The 16,541-nt window shown below is 44.1% G+C and carries 16 protein-coding genes; 12 read left to right on the top strand and 4 right to left on the bottom strand.

Annotation, left to right across the window (positions count from 1 at the left end):
• Positions 1-87: 87 nt before the first annotated feature.
• Positions 88-696 (bottom strand): LysE/ArgO family amino acid transporter, encoded by a 609-nt coding sequence (locus NSQ91_RS31215; RefSeq protein WP_076303529.1) that lies wholly within the window; start codon positions 694-696, stop codon positions 88-90.
• Positions 697-909: 213 nt separating this feature from the next.
• Here NSQ91_RS31215 and NSQ91_RS31210 point away from each other — a divergent pair, with 213 nt between their 5' ends.
• From NSQ91_RS31210 to NSQ91_RS31180, 7 genes are all read left to right on the top strand, one after another.
• Complete coding sequence (locus NSQ91_RS31210; protein ID WP_143763831.1) at positions 910-2,082, top strand: hypothetical protein; 1,173 nt, start codon at positions 910-912, stop codon at positions 2,080-2,082.
• 215 nt (positions 2,083-2,297) lie between these two features.
• On the top strand, positions 2,298-4,088 hold the full coding sequence (locus NSQ91_RS31205; RefSeq protein WP_076303531.1) for a helix-turn-helix transcriptional regulator: 1,791 nt from the start codon (positions 2,298-2,300) through the stop codon (positions 4,086-4,088).
• Positions 4,089-4,270: 182 nt separating this feature from the next.
• Positions 4,271-4,867, top strand: a complete 597-nt coding sequence (locus NSQ91_RS31200; protein ID WP_076124185.1) for a sensor domain-containing protein — start codon at positions 4,271-4,273, stop codon at positions 4,865-4,867.
• 22 nt (positions 4,868-4,889) lie between these two features.
• A complete protein-coding gene (locus NSQ91_RS31195; RefSeq protein WP_256716460.1) occupies positions 4,890-5,495 on the top strand; it encodes a YkoP family protein in 606 nt (201 codons plus the stop codon).
• Positions 5,495-6,259: a polysaccharide deacetylase family protein gene (locus tag NSQ91_RS31190; RefSeq protein WP_076124183.1), complete on the top strand. Its 765-nt coding sequence runs from the start codon at positions 5,495-5,497 to the stop codon at positions 6,257-6,259. Before NSQ91_RS31195 ends, NSQ91_RS31190 begins: the two co-directional genes overlap by 1 nt.
• 104 nt (positions 6,260-6,363) lie before the next feature.
• Complete coding sequence (locus tag NSQ91_RS31185; protein WP_076303532.1) at positions 6,364-7,602, top strand: amidohydrolase; 1,239 nt, start codon at positions 6,364-6,366, stop codon at positions 7,600-7,602.
• Between the two features lie 97 nt (positions 7,603-7,699).
• Complete coding sequence (locus NSQ91_RS31180) at positions 7,700-8,356, top strand: uracil-DNA glycosylase family protein (RefSeq protein WP_256716461.1); 657 nt, start codon at positions 7,700-7,702, stop codon at positions 8,354-8,356.
• Between the two features lie 22 nt (positions 8,357-8,378).
• Here NSQ91_RS31180 and NSQ91_RS31175 read toward each other — a convergent pair whose 3' ends face one another.
• On the bottom strand, positions 8,379-9,293 hold the full coding sequence (locus NSQ91_RS31175; RefSeq protein ID WP_076132799.1) for a phosphatidate cytidylyltransferase: 915 nt from the start codon (positions 9,291-9,293) through the stop codon (positions 8,379-8,381).
• Positions 9,294-9,388: 95 nt separating this feature from the next.
• Here NSQ91_RS31175 and NSQ91_RS31170 point away from each other — a divergent pair, with 95 nt between their 5' ends.
• Together NSQ91_RS31170 and NSQ91_RS31165 are read left to right on the top strand one after the other, a co-directional pair.
• Positions 9,389-9,949: a hypothetical protein gene (locus NSQ91_RS31170; RefSeq protein WP_076124175.1), complete on the top strand. Its 561-nt coding sequence runs from the start codon at positions 9,389-9,391 to the stop codon at positions 9,947-9,949.
• Positions 9,946-10,701, top strand: a complete 756-nt coding sequence (locus NSQ91_RS31165) for a class I SAM-dependent methyltransferase (RefSeq protein ID WP_340921274.1) — start codon at positions 9,946-9,948, stop codon at positions 10,699-10,701. The genes NSQ91_RS31170 and NSQ91_RS31165 overlap by 4 nt, the downstream gene beginning before the upstream one ends.
• Positions 10,702-10,760: 59 nt before the next feature.
• Here the strand turns inward: NSQ91_RS31165 and NSQ91_RS31160 are convergent, their stop codons facing one another.
• Positions 10,761-12,035, bottom strand: a complete 1,275-nt coding sequence (locus NSQ91_RS31160) for a sensor histidine kinase (RefSeq protein ID WP_076181836.1) — start codon at positions 12,033-12,035, stop codon at positions 10,761-10,763.
• Positions 12,035-12,712: a response regulator transcription factor gene (locus tag NSQ91_RS31155; RefSeq protein ID WP_076099753.1), complete on the bottom strand. Its 678-nt coding sequence runs from the start codon at positions 12,710-12,712 to the stop codon at positions 12,035-12,037. Before NSQ91_RS31155 ends, NSQ91_RS31160 begins: the two co-directional genes overlap by 1 nt.
• Before the next feature lie 307 nt (positions 12,713-13,019).
• On the opposite strand from NSQ91_RS31155, the gene NSQ91_RS31150 reads away from it, so the two are divergent.
• Genes NSQ91_RS31150 through NSQ91_RS31140 form a run of 3 tightly spaced genes read left to right on the top strand, consistent with a single transcriptional unit; the run spans position 13,020 to position 16,535 of the window.
• Positions 13,020-13,763: a polyphosphate polymerase domain-containing protein gene (locus NSQ91_RS31150; RefSeq protein WP_076105108.1), complete on the top strand. Its 744-nt coding sequence runs from the start codon at positions 13,020-13,022 to the stop codon at positions 13,761-13,763.
• Positions 13,756-14,436 (top strand): DUF4956 domain-containing protein, encoded by a 681-nt coding sequence (locus tag NSQ91_RS31145; RefSeq protein WP_076132792.1) that lies wholly within the window; start codon positions 13,756-13,758, stop codon positions 14,434-14,436. The genes NSQ91_RS31150 and NSQ91_RS31145 overlap by 8 nt, the downstream gene beginning before the upstream one ends.
• A 23-nt stretch (positions 14,437-14,459) precedes the next feature.
• Positions 14,460-16,535, top strand: coding sequence for a carbohydrate-binding domain-containing protein (locus tag NSQ91_RS31140; RefSeq protein WP_076303535.1), 2,076 nt, complete (start codon positions 14,460-14,462; stop codon positions 16,533-16,535).
• The last annotated feature ends 6 nt before the right edge of the window (positions 16,536-16,541 follow it).

The raw sequence follows: 16,541 nt of genomic DNA, 5'->3' as shown, positions 1-16,541 counted from the left end.
CGCCGTAAGTCAAAATTCTAGTACATTATGGTGTGAATTGGACATAATTATACGGCAAATTGGTGTACAGCATTCTTTTTCCTCCACTTAAAAAAGCTTGAAGGCAATATAAGCAGCAACAATCCAAATAATGATCGCGGAGATCTTATTAATAATCCGCATGATTTTGCCGCTGGAGTCGATTTGTCCTACGGTTTTTCCGGCTACAGCCAGCCCAAAGAACCAAATCCATGACACTAGGATAGTCGCGCCAGCAAATACAACTTTGTCTACGCCTGTGTAACTAAGTGAGCTAGTGCCGATGACGCCAATAGTATCCAAAATCGCATGTGGATTTAATAAAGAAACGGACAGCGCGAACAGGATTTGTTTTTTGGCGGATAGAGGCGTTGCGTCTTGCGCTGACGATGTAGGTGTACTTTTCCAGATAGACCAGCCCATATACAAAAGAAATAAAAGTCCTACAGCAAATAAAGCGGTCTGCAGAACGGGAATGGCAAACACAAGGACTGAAACACCTAATACGGCTAATAAAATAAGCAGGGTATCGCATAAAGCGGCTGTAACAATAACGGGAATGGCTTTTTTAAAATGTGGCTGCGAGGCCCCTTGGTTAAATACAAAGACATTTTGTGCACCAAGTGGAAGAATTAATCCAAAGGCCAGTGCAATGCCATGAAGTAGTGCGGCTAACATAGTTTATTATTCCTCCGATAGTGTTCATACTTTATAGAATTGGCTGTCCTATTGGTTCAATTGGTTTACTACAATTTTATGGACAAATAATATGTACTATCATACAGTCTGTGTTTTGATTTAAAAAGCTGCTTAATATAATCTTGTTGTCCCTTAGAAAAGGTAGTAAAGTAACAGAATGCATACTATATATGGAAAGAAAGGTTGATATTTTTGAAAAAAGGAATATTTACAGGGTTGGTTGCTCTCTTGTTGATGACTACAAGTACGGTGACCTCTGGCACTGTAGAAGCTGCAGCAGCAGTAACCAAATTACCGAATGCCCAATGGAGTCAGCTGAATGTTGTGGGAGAGCTGGAGAGTGTGGAAGGCAATCCTATGGAGGTTACTAAATTAAACACAGTGTATCTACACACCAAAGAAGAGCATGCTACTCAAACTAAGATATGGTTAGTGGATACGCTGAAATCATATGACACACAGACTGGAAAGCTGAAGTGGTCGGTTAATTTTGCAGACCCTGGTACATCGATGTTTCGTGAATCCAAAGAATATTTAGTGTCACCAGATGGAACGGTATACATAACTTTTACAGATAATCTTTCTCCTGACGCAACTCAAATCTACGCGGTGGGAGCTGACGGGAAACGGAAATGGAAGGTGAATTTATCTCAAGCAGAGGGATACTTGTATAGACTTGATAACGGCAATTTAGTCTTTGCATCTCGAGGAGAGTTTGATGGTTCCGGTAATTATTCTGGGTCCCTAACCTTAATTAATAAAAATGGAACTAAAATAAAAAACGTAACTTACAAAGGGACGGTAGCAGGGAAAGGGAATCGTATCCTCATTCAAACAAATTACGGAAGTGGGAAAGGCTCGCGAATCCAGGCTCTTGATTCTTCGCTAAATTCAGTATTTACATACCAGTTGCCTGCGGATTCGTATACAGAAGTCGATTACAACGAGGTGCTCACCGATGGGACCGTACTAATTCGGGCTAATCTTCCCAAAACAGGGAACCGACTATTTGGTTTTGACTCTAAAGGTAAATTGCTGTGGGGTAGAGATGTCGCAGGTAATGCTGTCATATCATCCCTGGGAGAGGTATATGGGATTTATGCCAATGGTAAGCTGTCCTTATATAATGTAAAAGGATTGGTTAAGACAGTAGCCCTACAAGATGAGACGGAATTTTTTGTTTCGTTATATCAATTACAGGATGGTAATATTGAGCTTAGCTTTCCTGGTTCTGCAACATATATTTTAAATCCTAAAACGCTCGCAGTAGATTATACTTTCAGGCTGAAGGATAATTTCAATTATGTGGGGAATAGCGTGGGATATGTAAAGACAGACAAAGGATTTTCAAGAATTAAGTTTTAAGTCTTGGTATTAAAGAATATGATTGATCAAGGATGCCTCCCTAAATGGGTTGGCATCCTTTTTACGTTAATGCTAAGTATACAAGGCTACCTATTCACTAATTACACCATTAGTAAAAATGTCATCTCAACTCATGACTTTTTGTAACTAGTGAGCCCTTAAGGGGTTACACTATAATAAAGATTAAGTCAGCAGAGTATATAGGGGGAAATGCCTTGTTTAATCTGGTCAAACAGTGGTTCTGGTACGATTGGCTCGTCCTCCTGTTTCGGATTTGTTTTTCTACTTCCTTTTTGGTCACCATGTGTTATCTTTCGGAGGATTTTACGATTCCTTTCTGGATCGCGTTTGTTTGGGGCGTGGTCTCTTTTTCTGTGCCTTGGTTTTGTTTGCAGCTGCATTACAAGTATTATCTGATAGCGGAGATCCTTTTTTCGGGTGGGCTTTGTTTATATTTGGCTGCTTTGTTTCCTGAATCGTACGTAACTTTTCTGCCTATCGCTTTTATGATCGCCAGCAATAGTGCACAGAAGTCCTATCGTTGGACAGCTCCGATCACGGTCATTTTGATTCCAATTATGTTATCTAGATTGTCACAACAAATGGATGCTGTATCGATGATTGTTAACATGGGTTTGGTGTATACGCTTGGGTTCGCTTTTCATTTACTGGTGGTGAATCACAAGCAGGGCAGAATTATTAAGGAGCAAAATGCTGTTTTAGAGCAGTACATCTCGCAAGTTGAACGTATGACACTTCTGGAAGAACGAGATCGTTTATCCAAAGATCTGCATGATACGGTGGGGCATTCTTATACTTCAATTATTATGGGGCTAGAGACTTTACGTTCGGAGGTGAATACTTCTGAAGGGGAGCACAAAATAGATGCCTTGTTAAAGTTAACCCGCAATGGCTTGGATGATGTTCGGCGATATTTGCACCATGTGGGCGCTTCGGAGGATTCATTGACGCTAATGCAGTCCCTGCAGAAATTAGTGGATGATTTCCAGACCTTCTCCAAGGTTAAGATTCGCTTAAGAACATTCGGAGAACCGTATACAGTATCTAAGCAGGCCCAAATGACATTATACAGATGTTTGCAGGAGTCGATAACCAACGCTGTACGTCATGGTCAGGCCAGTGAAATTGTCATCAGCTTACATTATGAAGAGAAGCTGATTCGGCTGGATGTGCAGGATAATGGATTAGGCACTGAAGATTTAAAAGCAGGATTTGGTGTGAATGCGATGAAGGAGCGTGCCTCCAACTTGCAAGGACAAGTGTATTTCTACTCTAAGCCAGGGGAAGGGACCTTAGTGACCTGCAGTTTACCAAGGCTTGAAGAGATACAGGAGGAAACGATTCGTTTATTGCTGGTAGATGACCAACCCTATATCCGGGATAGTCTGCGAATTATTCTAGAGCAGGAGCCGGATTTTGTGATCAATGGGTTAGCTGAGAATGGTGAACAAGCGATAAGCTTCTGCGAGCAGGAACAACCTCACGTGGTGCTGATGGACTTAAATATGCCGGGCATGGACGGTGCGGAAGCGACCAAGCTTATTAAGCAAAAGTGGCCAGGGGTACGAGTGTTGATCCTGACTACTTTTCAAGAAGCAGATATGGCAGTCGAAGCACTGCAAAACGGGGCAGATGGCTACTTGTTAAAGTCTACCGAGCCGCAGGAGCTGTTCGAAGGAATACGTCTCGTACATCGGGGCGTAAAGGTGATTACACCCGATATTACGAATGTATTAATTGATCACTATGAGATGCATCCAGCTTCAGAGGCGCCACCGACAGAGAAGAGTAATGAATATGGACTGACTCCGCGTGAGCTGGAGATTCTAGAATGCCTCTCGAAGGGAATGCGTTATAAATCTATTGCCGCTAAACTATATCTGTCCGATGGAACGGTGAGGAATTACGCGTCCACCATCTATGCCAAGCTCGGGGTACGAAACCGTGAGGAGGCAGTCGAGAAGGCTTTTGGCATTTCGGATTAATCCTGACCGAAGTATTTGAAGTTGATGAGCACCTTATTGTTTGCTTTCCCTTGTGGGAGTGGGCAGTAGGGTGTTTTTTTTGTCATATGACATTATGGCACTGGTCGATTTTACACCAAAAGCACTAGCATAGGAGTTACTTAGAAATGAACAATTTTTATTGCAGAGAGGGAGAGAAAAGCATGAATCAAATAATCCGGAAACATGTGAGAAATTTTTGTTTCTTATTAATTACTTTTGCCACAGGGCTATTTTACTTTTGTTTTTATCTGGTGGGCATTACCTTTGGAGTTTCGATGTCCTTCACCTTAGTGGGGATCCCGATCCTTTATTATGTTTTGCGTTCTACCGAGACTTTTTTACAGCATGAGCGAATTCGAACTAAAGTCTATACGGATATCTCGGTTCGCACGCTCCCAACCCGATCTCAAGAAGAAGGCAGCTTGTGGGAAAGGGTTAAGGCAGAGTTTCTGGATGAACATAACTGGAGAGCGATTTTAGGGTTGATGTTGCAGTTTGGAATCGGCATGGTCAGTCTCATTTGTGCCACTCTTTTTTACTTGACTCCTATTATTCTCTTGTTGTCACCTGTCCTGTATTTATTAGATGTGTCCTCTATATCGCTATTTGGGATTGAAAATAAAACATTCAACATCTCACTTTTCTTCATGTTGTTAGGTGCAGTGTCTCTATGGATAGGTGCTTATCTCGGAAACAGTCTGGTAAAGATGATCGGCAGGTATACGCGGCGTTTAGTGAAGGATTTTGCTAGAAGATAAACTTAAACAGGAAGAAGGAAAAATGATGGTAACCTCAGTTCCATTTATAAAATTATTCTCACAATCCCTTTGGATGATGTGGGAGAACATATTTGCTGTCATCACCAAATTTCGTAGTCAGTCCGTGCGTAGATATGGGATATGTAAGTTGGTAGTGTTGAAATATCACGGAGAAAGTTTGGTCTGCCAAGATGGGCAACGGATACTTCCGGGAGATTGGGTGGGTGAGCTTCATTTGGACAATCGCCAGATTGTGCAGCTGACACGTACGCTTGGCGCAGATCGGGCCGGAATTCGTACGGCACGCATGCTTCGCGAGGCTATGAAGGAGATCAGTCGTGATCTAGACAGCAATCCGGAACTAAGCAAAGTAAACGCGCTAACCGGGATTACACTGCTTCACCGGGGGATTATTCATGGAATAGGGTTTGAGCAGCGTCCTATCAAGTCCAAATGGAAGCGGCACTGGTTCGGGATATACCTTCGTTTTTTACTTCGCATGCTACATCCGGAAGGGAAACATCGTGTAGAGGACAGCACAGAGAAGTTATCTCCCATGATGCTTGTGCTTAGCAAGCAGTCCTTGAAAGCGCGGTTTGCCCCGCGTAAGACAGAGGCGGCTTCCTAATGTGGGCCTTCATAATTTTAGCAGTGGATGTGATTGTTCTTTATATGATCGTTCCTTTTGCGCTTACCCGAATATTGGGATGGGGGGTTCACTCGGAGGTAGGTGCAGAGAAAGAAATTGCGTTTACGTTCGATGACGGTCCGGATCCTTGTTATACACCTGAACTTCTAGATCTATTAAAAGAGCATGGCATAAAAGCGACCTTCTTCGTATTGGGCAAAAAAGCGCAGCAATATCCGGAACTGATCGAGCGTATGCACAGAGAAGGGCACCAAATCGGCATTCATAATTATACTCATACACCCAACTGGATCCAGTTCCCCTGGACCAATAGACGGAAGCAAGTAGATCGCACAGCAGACATTGTTGAGCGAATTACAGGAGAGCGGCCTATCTTTTACCGCCCACCTTGGGGGCTTCTCAATCTAGGGGATTTCTTTTTGCTGAGAGAATCTTATCGAATCGTATTGTGGTCTGTTATGGTCGGAGATTGGAAAGCGTCACTGAGTGCAGAGCAATTAAAGGATGCCTTAATAAAAAAAATAAAACCAGGCTCAATCATTGTTCTACACGACAGCGGAGATACACCGTGGGCAGATGAAGAAGCGCCCTTGAATATGATCACTGGATTAGAAGAAGTCTTAAAAGAAATGGATAAAAAGGGTCTGAAGTGTCTGCGGATAGATGAACTGCTGAACAAGGAAGTTAGTTATAGTAGAGAAGCTAGATCCAGAGTCAAACATCGGGGTCAGATTGATCTGTAGCTATTGAAATTTCTCAATCATTTTTTATATGGCAAGGGCTATGGTAACATTTAGAGTAAAGCGGTCCGTACCTATATAAATTGTTGAGAAAAGGATGGGGTAGCATGTTGAATGCTTCTTACTGGTTAACCAATATAAGATTAGAACAAGGTTATGTTATCGAGGATGGGCAAGTAGCGGGTACGAATACGAAGGTTTGTCATCTCCGCATTGACGGGGATAAGATTTCAGAAGTTGTTGGAGCAGACATCGAGCTTCAGAGCCAGCTCCCGAAATATGACTGTAAAGAGTTGTTGATGCTGCCTTCTTTCGAAGAAGCACATATCCATTTAGATAAAACGTATTTCGATGGACCTTGGAGAGCGGTAAAGCCTGCGTCCAGTGTTTTCGAACGGATTGAGGAAGAAAAGGTATTATTGCCTAAGCTGCTGCCCATGGCGAGACAACAAGCAGAGAGCATCCTGACGCTTATTCAGGGGTTTGGTGCCACACATGTGCGCAGCCATTGCAATATTGAGCCTGTCAGCGGCTTGCAACGATTAGAAGCGACTGTACAAGCATTAAATGCATTCGCGGGCAAAATTTCATCTGAAATTGTGGCGTTTCCGCAACATGGCCTGCTGCGCTCGGATTCTGTGCAACTGGTAAAACAATCTCTGGTAGAGGGAGCAACCTTTGTAGGCGGAGTAGATCCTTATACGGTGGATGGAGATATCGAGAAGTCACTTCAGACGATGGTGGAATTAGCAGTGATGAGTAATGCCGGCATTGATATTCATTTACATGATGGAAAAGAAGCGGGAAAGAAAACACTGACGCGGTTAGCTGATCTGACGGAAGAAGCTGGCTTGCAAGGAAAGGTCACGGTCAGTCATGCGTTCTGGTTCGCAGGAGCTCAGCAGCAAGAGGCAGAAGAGGTAGCTAAACGGATGGCATCACTGGGTATGACTATTGCATCCACAGTGCCTATTGGAAGAATGATGATGCCACTTCCGATGCTGCACAGCCAAGGGGTAAAAGTGAAGCTGGCAACAGATAGCCTTACCGATCACTGGTCCCCTTTTGGAAATGGAGATCAACTGGAGAAGGCAGGGCGTTACGCGGAGTTGTACGGCTGCAATGATGAATTGGCATTATCTCAATCTCTCAGATTTATAACAGGAGGATTAACACCCCTTGATCCAAAAGGCGAGCAGGTATGGCCAAAGGTTGGCGACACTGCTAGCTTTGTGCTGCTGCATGCCAGCTGTTCAGCTGAAGCAGTAGCCCGAAGAGCGCAGCGCAAAGCCGTCTGGTACGAAGGCCGACTGGTGAGTGGTTCGATAACAAATAGAGACCTGTGAGGCAGATGATATGCTCCTCTCTACCTATCTGCAACAGTATAAATCGGCGATCCTCTCACTCCCGAAGGGTACAGTGCTAACTAAAGAGGATCTGCAGGTGGATAAGCTTCTAATGGAGCGTAATGGCAAGGTGGAAATGTATTATGCCCCCCATAATGAGTACATTAATCCTTCTGCTAAGGTGATCATTATAGGGTTAACGCCCGGGTTCACACAAATGGGCATAGCGATACAAGAAGCGATCATAAGTCTGGAAGCTGGTTTGTCAGATGAAGAGGTATGTAGGACAGCGAAGGAAGCGGCCAGATTCGCAGGCTCCATGCGGAACACGTTAATTCATATGTTAGATACACTTAAACTGCATCAACACTTGAACCTAACCTCTTGTGAAGAACTATTTCAGCAGCAGACGATCCTGCACACCAGCTCTTTATTGCGTTTTCCCGTGTTCGTGGATAAGAAAAATTATAGTGGGGCCCAGCCCAAGCTACTTTCAAATTCACTCCTCAGGGCGCAGGCATTATCTTCCTTGCGTGAGGAGCTGAACATACTGAGCCGGGCCTTAATTATTCCCTTAGGAAAAACAGTGGAAAGTATACTTCAACTCCTTGTGTCCGCAGGTGACCTTGATAAACAACGCTGCTTATGGGGATTTCCCCACCCCTCGGGCGCCAACGGACATCGATATAAGCAGTTCGCCAGCCAGCAAGAACAAATGGTGAAGATACTGCATAATCATTCATGGAAGGGCTGATTCATGCTCCCCATCAGATGATCTACATGAAGTCGAAAAAATAACGAATGACATGAAAAAAGACCGGTGAAGTGTAGGTCAAGCTATCGATCCGGCTTAAATGGCTTTGCTTCAATGCCACGAATTTATCGCCATCGCCGATTAGCAGATCCCGCTTTAACACGGAAACCGTTAAACTGCCAAAGAAGCCGCTCAAGCTGATCAACATGCCTGACAGTAACCCGAAGATTGGGTTGAGCGGTGTCAGGTAGGGATAGATTAGGTAGGAAACTCCTGTCGTGATGACAAATGCGAAAGCGAAACCCTCCCAAGTCAAATACGGATTGGCGGTGGGAACTATTTTCCGCTTCCCTACATAAAGTGATGCGAGATAGTGGACCACATCATTGAGCTGCGTTAGCACTACTAGAAAAAGTACAAGCCCCGCTCCATACTCCGGTGTAGCAAATTGAAAGTAGGCCAAGTGGCTAAGTCCGAATACCATCAGCATAAGCCCCCATTGGGTGGAGCTGACACTACGCATAAAACCAACCGTGCCTTTATTAATCATTCTGGGCAGCGGTAGGAGCAAGAATACATAAACCGGGATGAAGACAATAAACATTCCGTACCACTCGATATAAATCCAGTAGAACTGCAACGGGATGGATAAGTAAGCCCACAGAAATAGCCTGCGGTCGGATTTTCGTGATTTCATCATAGAGAAATACTCCTTCAGTGCAAAGAAGCAGAGCACCATGAGAGACAGCAGAGAGACGACGGGATTAAATAGGGTAGCTAGGCAAAAGATAAAAAGCATTCCCCACCACGTCTTGATACGAAAGCCAATGCCCGTATAATCCTTATTTGGCTGTAGCTTCCCTATAACTACATACATCAAGTGAATGGCCGATAAGGCCGCAAAGATAAGAATTATAGTTAATAAAGAGCGGTCGATAACTGATCACCAACTTGTCCTAGAGTAGATTCCATTAATGGGTTCATATGTTATTATGAAGGAAACGCTCAAACTTGATAAGGGGAAAATTGTAAATGGCAGCAGATCCATCGGTCTTTATATTACTGACGAATACCGGGACGCTTTTTACGAAGCTCATTCAAGGCTATACAAAAGCACCCTATAATCATGCCTCGATCTCCTTTAATCGGGAGCTTTCCGAGCTGTATAGCTTTGGCAGAAAGCATCCGAGCAACCCCCTGAATGGAGGGTTTGTGAAGGAGGATATTAAGACAGGTACGTTCAGCAAATACCCTAATACAACATGTGTCCTATATGAACTTCAAGTTACAGCCCGCGAAGTGGAGAAAATGGAGCGGGTCTTGCAAGTCTTTATCCGAAGCCGTCAAAAGTATCTCTATAATATTCTCGGCGTAATTGGCATTGCCCTGAAGGAGCCTGTCGAATTCAGCAACTCTTATTTTTGTTCGCAATTTGTAGCGGAAATTCTAGAGCGGTCGGGCATTAAGTTATGGGATAAGCTGCCCGCACTCGTTACTCCGGATGATTTTCGCCAAAGTGATCGGCTGCGTTTGGTTTACCAAGGTAAATTAAGTGATTATGAACCTGAGCGCCTAGGAGGAGACGAAGGATGAATAGCAAAGAAATATTTTCTAATCGGGTGGATTCGTATGTAAAATATCGGCCGAGCTATCCTGGAGAAGCCATTGATTATTTGTACAATACTATTGGGCTCCAACCAAATTGTGATATTGCTGATATTGGTGCAGGAACAGGAATCTTCTCAGCATTACTTCTGGAGCGCGGGAGTCGTGTGACTGCCGTTGAACCCAATCCGGAAATGCGTAGAGCTGCGGAAGAGAATTTCGCAAAGGATAACCATTTCTCTGTATCGCCGGGGTCTGCTGAACATACAGAATTATCCGACCAGTCCATGGACTTTATCGTATGCGCCCAAGCGTTTCACTGGTTTGATAGGGACGCAACGCAATTGGAATTCAAGCGGATTCTAAAACCGGGTGGAAAAGTTATTCTGATATGGAATTCCCGGCTTACTTACGGTACCCCATTTCTGGAGGAATATGAGCAGCTGCTGCAGACCTTCGGGACGAACTACACTCAAGTTAATCATAAGAACATTACCCCTGAGATTCTTAGTTCCTTTTTCAAGAAAGGACAGATGCAAGTAGCGCATTTTAGCAATCAGCAGGTATTTGATTTGGAGGGCTTAAGCGGTCGTCTTCGATCGTCTTCCTACACTCCGGTCGCCGGAGATCCAAGCTATGAGAATATGATGGCTGAGCTGCGGAATATTTTTGAACGAAATAACCAGGGTGGGCAAGTGTTTTTTGATTATGAGACCGAAATTTATTGGGGCGAAGTGTAAAGTAAATAAAAAGACTCAAACCTTAGAGATAACAGGGTTTGAGTCTTTTTTACTTGTAGTTATGAAAGATGTACGTAAAACGTGGTGGACTCGCCGACGAAACTTTTGGCATAAATTTTTCCTTTATGTTGCTCGATAATGGATTTGGCAATCGCCAGCCCTAGGCCATATCCCCCTTGTTTACGCGCCCGGGAAGCATTTGTACGGTAGAATCGGTCAAAGATGCTCGCTAAGTGCTCCGGCGCAATGCCCTCCCCCGTATTGGTGACCGCTAACACCATGTCATTATGTTGTTTTTTAAGGGATAAGGTGACTGAACCTTTAGGGTTCGAATATTTTACAGCATTGTCCAAGAGGATCATAATCACTTGTTTGATCTGTTCACTATTGCCTAGCACTGTCAGATCAGGCTCGATGTCATATTTAAGGGAGATATGCTTCTCAAAGATTACAGCTTCCATCGTTAAAATGATATTTTCAACCACGTCGCTCAGATTGAATTTCGAATAAATCATTCTTGATCTGGAATCGTCCATCTCGGTCAGGTACAGCAGATCATTGGTCAGGCTGGTCATTCTTTCTGTTTCCGACTTGATATAGTGCAGCCACTTGGACTGATTGTGAATGGTGTCATCACTGTTGGACAGGAGAACATCCGCATTGGTGTTAATAATAGTCAACGGCGTCTTTAACTCATGGGAAGCATCCGCAATAAATTGTTTCTGTTTCTCAAAAGCCTCCTTTACCGGCGCAATTGAACGATTAGCAAAAAAGCGGCTAGCGAAGTACAAGATAATCAGCATCACTGAGCCAACTACAGAGAAGGTATAGATTAGATTGGTGAGGATTTTTTGCTCTGCAGTGATGTCCAGAAATACAAGCATCGCCCCATCATTCGTATGCTGGATGTTGAAGATCCATTTGCTGCTATCCAAGGTGAACCTTCCGGTATCTTTACCGGCGCTTAGTGCTTCTTGCAGAGCCGTATTATAAAATTCATCGTCCATAGTAAATTTAGAATCTTTCCCCGTAAGGTTCGACGCTGTATCTATTTTTAGCATAAATGAGATTGAGCGTTCTGGAGGAGGTGTTCCGTTATCCGTACGTTTATTATCCACACGTGGTAACGTGGCTCCCCCTTTGGTATTGCCTAATCGTCCCGTGTCACCAGCGGGAGACTTGTAGTTTTCCATGATTCTGTGAAGATCCATCTGAATATCGTTTTGGACATCTCGGTACGTAATTACATATATGGAGATGAAGGCCACAAGCATGATCACCGAGATGGTGACTAAGTTAACAATAAGAAACCGATTTCTGAGCTTCGTGAACATCAGGTCGTCACCTCTAATACATACCCTACGTTTCTGATCGTACTAATGCGTACGGTCGAATTTAAGAAGGTCAGTTTTTTTCTTAAAAAAGAAATATACACCTCTACATTATTGTGCTCAGCATCTGAATCAAAGCCCCACAGCTTCTCAATAATTTGTTCTTTGGAGGTTACAGCTTGTTTCCTCAAGATCAGAAGCTCCAATAGCTCACATTCCTTTAGATTGAGCTTGATCTCTTTGCCACCCACGGTAAGTTTCAGATTGGATGTATTCAGTTCAATATCCCCGAACTTTAAAGCATCATCTGGTATCACCTCGCCTTTACGTCTTAGTACAGCCCTTATTCTTGCCAATAAGATCTCCGAGGAAAAAGGTTTGGCGATATAATCGTCAGCTCCATAGTCCAGCCCAGTGACCATATCTGTAATTTCACCCTTTGCGGTAAGCAGGATAACGGGAGTGGGTATCCCCTTTTTCCGCAGCGTCTTGAGGACGCTGACCCCATCCATCTCAGGCAGCATGATGTCGAGCAGCAGCAAATCATAGATTCCACTCAGTGCGTAATCCAGACCCGACCTGCCGTCATGGACTGCATCCACCGAATAATTATGTTTTTTTAATATTTGAGTTAAGGCTTCAGCGAGATGAAGCTCGTCTTCTACTATTAATATTCTCATGGTTTTGCCATCCCCTACATAGAACCAGTATTTGTTATTGAGGTCATTATATCAGGATTACCTTTATTGAACCTTAATGAAGGTTGAGATAGAAGTGACTGCGAACAGCAGTTTGAAATCAAGAAATCTGCAGACAACAGCGGCCGGAAGAACAACATTCACCGCAGTTACGACTTACACCTGTGTTAAGGGAATGTAAAAGATAATCAATAATTTGTAAAACCATTTAAGATTCATTAAAGGTTTGGGATCTAAGATACATTCATAAGCACACGAGACAACGATAAACAGAAAGGATTGATCACATATGGCGATTGAGGTATTCAACCGTTATGAGAACAAATATTTGTTGGACAACGAAGCCTACTATAAATTTTATAACCAATTGCTTGAATACATGGAACTAGACGATTTCAACAAGCAACATGAGTTTTACTCCATAACCAACTTATATTATGACACGGAGCACAACACCCTGATTCGTAACAGTCTTGCGAAGCCCAAGTACAAAGAGAAGCTTCGTTTAAGAGCTTACGGTGTTCCAAATCAAGATACGAAGGTGTATCTGGAAATCAAGAAGAAGGTATTTGGTCTTGTTAATAAAAGAAGAACGTCGCTCAAATTAAACGAGGCTTATGATTTTGTCGCCACCGGCATGGAACCGGAATTCAAGGATTACATGAATAAACAGGTGATTGAAGAGATCAAATATTTTCTGACACGCTATGATTTGCAGCCCAAGGTGTATCTGTCTTATGACCGAAAAGCGTTGTTCTGTAAAAACAATCGCGATCTAAGAATTACATTCGATACAAATATTCGCAGCCGCCGGTACGATCTGAAGATGGAGCACGGTGTTCATGGCGAACCCTTGCTGGAGCCGGGGCAGTGGCTCATGGAAGTAAAAGCTGAGAACACGATTCCGGTCTGGCTGGCCAAAATGCTCTCAGAGCATCAAATGTACCGTACAAGCTTCTCCAAGTACGGCAACGAATATAAAAAAATGCTGAAGAACAGTAAAACAGAACGGGAGAGTGCCCTCTATGCTTGATTCATTATTTACCGTAGCAACTAGTACAGAGTTAACGTTTACCAACGCACTACTAACTATTTTTATAGCTATTGCTCTTGGCGGGATCATTAGCTACACCTATATGAAGACCAATGCAAGCGGCTATTCGCAAAGCTTCACACTAACAATGGTACTGCTGCCCGTAATTGTGGCCATCATCATTTTGCTTATCGGAAGTAATGTTGCCAGAGCTTTCAGTCTTGCCGGGGCGTTCTCCATCATTCGGTTTAGAAGTGCGCCGGGCGATCCGAAGGATATCACATTTGTTCTGTTCACCATGGCTTCTGGACTTGCCTGTGGAGTGGGTTCCTTTGGATATGCAGTCTTGTTCACCCTTATCCTATGCGCCCTTATGTTTATCCTTAACCGGACTAACTTTGGTGTAAGAACAACGTCGCAAAAAACATTAAAGGTAACCATCCCGGAGAGTCTGGGATATGAGGAAGCCTTCGCTGAAGTATTCAATAAATATAACGTTGGGTATGAGCTTAAAAAGATTAGAACGACTGAGCTTGGCAGTTTATATGAACTGGTCTACGCTGTAACGCTGGGTGAGGCTGTGAACCAGAAGGAATTTTTGGATGCGATTCGTACCCGGAACGGTAATTTAGACCTGTCTCTGACCATGACTCCAACTGCTAATGACTATTAAGATAACGAAAGGATGGATGAAAAATGGATAAATATATAACCGGAAGTAAAGTAGGAATCTTGCTATTGTGTGCATTACTTATGTCGGCTTGCAGTACCAATGCCACAACAACACAGTCTGAAGCGGCGGCGGGTACAGTAGCAGCCTCGGGAACAACGATAACTCAGAACGGGGCTGCCACGGGAGTACAACTGGCAAGCGCCAAATTGTCCGATCTGGTGACGTTCGATGAAGAGGATTCTAATACAACTTGGACGGCTGACCAATCGACGGAAATTGCTTTGGCTGGAACAAGTGCGCTTGTTGACGGCACCGGGGCTGAGTCCAAGGATGGCTCAGTGACAATTACTGCAGCAGGAACTTATGTGCTGTCTGGTAAGTTGAGTGATGGACAGATTGTAGTTAATAATCAGGATGAAGGTACTGTGCACTTGGTACTGAACGGTGTGAACATCACGAACAGCGATAGTGCAGCAATTGATATTAAAGAAGCGGGGAAAGTGATCATTACCTTGGAAGACGGGACGGAGAACTCCGTATCTGATGGAGCAACTTACGTGTATGCCGATGAAACTACAGATGAACCGAGTGCGGCTATCTTCAGTAAAGCGGATTTAACGATTAATGGGACCGGGAAGCTGTCTGTTTCCGCTAACTATAATGACGGAATTACGAGCAAGGACGATCTGAAAATTATGGGTGGCACTATTGAAATTAAGGCTGCCGATGACGGGATTGTAGGTAAAGATCTTGTCGCTGTAAAAGACGGAAATATCAGCATAACGGCAGAAGGCGATGGAATGAAATCAACCAACGATACTGAGACGGACAAAGGCTTCATAGCAATAGCAGCAGGAACATTTGATATTACGGCTGGTAATGATGGAATTCAAGCTGAGACTTCACTTGTAATAGATGGCGGAACATACACCTTAGTTACGGGTGGGGGCAACGAGAAGGGTGAAGTGAAAACAGGTGATCAAGGGCAAGGTATGGGCATGAGAGGTGGCCGAGGTCAGGGAACAGGGGATCAAGCACCAGGAACAACAGGAACCTCAACATCTGAAACCAAACCAGAGACGATGCCAGAAACAAAACCGAAGATACCAACAACGGAAGCATCAACAACGACAACAACGGCAACAACTACAGAATCGGAAATACCAAGTACTAAAGGTTTGAAGGCTGGAGGAGATATTAGCGTAAACAACGGAACCTTTACCATCGATTCTGCTGATGATGCAGTGCACAGCAACAGTAACATTGCTATAGCTGATGGAGAATTCAACATCAAAACTGGCGACGATGGAATCCATGCGGATGCTTTGGTGGCGATATCTGGTGGTAAAATTGATATTACGAAGAGCTACGAAGGGATTGAAGGAGCAAACATCGAGATTTCCGGTGGCGAAGCTCATGTGGTTGCTTCTGATGATGGAGTGAATGTAGCAGGAGGTAACGATGAGGCGACTGTAGGCGGCGGCCCTCAGGAGCAGGATCAATTCAGCGATTCTGCTAGCAATATGCTAACGATTAGTGGAGGAACACTAACGGTCGATGCTTCAGGTGACGGGCTGGATTCGAACGGCTCCATCACAATGTCGGGTGGCACGGTTATTGTTAATGGACCTACCAATAGCGGTAACGGTGCACTTGATTTCGACGGTAGCTTTGAACAGAGTGGAGGAACTTTGGTGGCTGCGGGAAGTTCGGGCATGGCACAAGCACCGTCTGACACCTCTAGCCAACATGCAGTCAGCATGACTTTCCCTCAGACCCAGGAGGCTGGAACATTGGTTCATCTAGAGGACAGCGAAGGTAACTCGATCCTGACCTTTGCTCCTTCGAAGAGCTATCAAACGGTGGTGATTAGTTCACCGGATCTGAAGGACGGCGGTTCTTACACCCTCTACTCGGGAGGTACCTCGACTGGTAGTGAAGCGAACGGACTGTATACGGATGGTGAATATACAGGAGGAACAAAAGTAGTAGCGTTCGAAATTACAAGCAGCGTAACTTGGCTAAATGAATCCGGAGTAACAACCGCAAACACTAATCAAGGTCCAGGTGGCGGTGGTGGTGGAAACAGAAGACCTTAGGTTATA

This window comes from Paenibacillus sp. FSL R7-0048 (assembly GCF_038004505.1).
GTDB lineage: Bacteria > Bacillota > Bacilli > Paenibacillales > Paenibacillaceae > Paenibacillus_AQ > Paenibacillus_AQ odorifer.
This window is presented reverse-complemented; position numbering and strand designations above follow the sequence as displayed.

What these genes read in the sequence shown, in the direction of transcription:
- NSQ91_RS31215 (WP_076303529.1), bottom strand. Translation starts at nt 696, where the DNA reads ATGTTAGCCGCACTACTTCATGGCATTGCACTGGCCTTTGGATTAATT.
- NSQ91_RS31200 (WP_076124185.1), top strand. Translation starts at nt 4,271, where the DNA reads ATGAATCAAATAATCCGGAAACATGTGAGAAATTTTTGTTTCTTATTA.
- NSQ91_RS31195 (WP_256716460.1), top strand. Translation starts at nt 4,890, where the DNA reads ATGATGGTAACCTCAGTTCCATTTATAAAATTATTCTCACAATCCCTT.
- NSQ91_RS31190 (WP_076124183.1), top strand. Translation starts at nt 5,495, where the DNA reads ATGTGGGCCTTCATAATTTTAGCAGTGGATGTGATTGTTCTTTATATG.
- NSQ91_RS31185 (WP_076303532.1), top strand. Translation starts at nt 6,364, where the DNA reads ATGTTGAATGCTTCTTACTGGTTAACCAATATAAGATTAGAACAAGGT.
- NSQ91_RS31170 (WP_076124175.1), top strand. Translation starts at nt 9,389, where the DNA reads ATGGCAGCAGATCCATCGGTCTTTATATTACTGACGAATACCGGGACG.
- NSQ91_RS31165 (WP_340921274.1), top strand. Translation starts at nt 9,946, where the DNA reads ATGAATAGCAAAGAAATATTTTCTAATCGGGTGGATTCGTATGTAAAA.
- NSQ91_RS31160 (WP_076181836.1), bottom strand. Translation starts at nt 12,035, where the DNA reads ATGTTCACGAAGCTCAGAAATCGGTTTCTTATTGTTAACTTAGTCACC.
- NSQ91_RS31155 (WP_076099753.1), bottom strand. Translation starts at nt 12,712, where the DNA reads ATGAGAATATTAATAGTAGAAGACGAGCTTCATCTCGCTGAAGCCTTA.
- NSQ91_RS31150 (WP_076105108.1), top strand. Translation starts at nt 13,020, where the DNA reads ATGGCGATTGAGGTATTCAACCGTTATGAGAACAAATATTTGTTGGAC.
- NSQ91_RS31145 (WP_076132792.1), top strand. Translation starts at nt 13,756, where the DNA reads ATGCTTGATTCATTATTTACCGTAGCAACTAGTACAGAGTTAACGTTT.
- NSQ91_RS31140 (WP_076303535.1), top strand. Translation starts at nt 14,460, where the DNA reads ATGGATAAATATATAACCGGAAGTAAAGTAGGAATCTTGCTATTGTGT.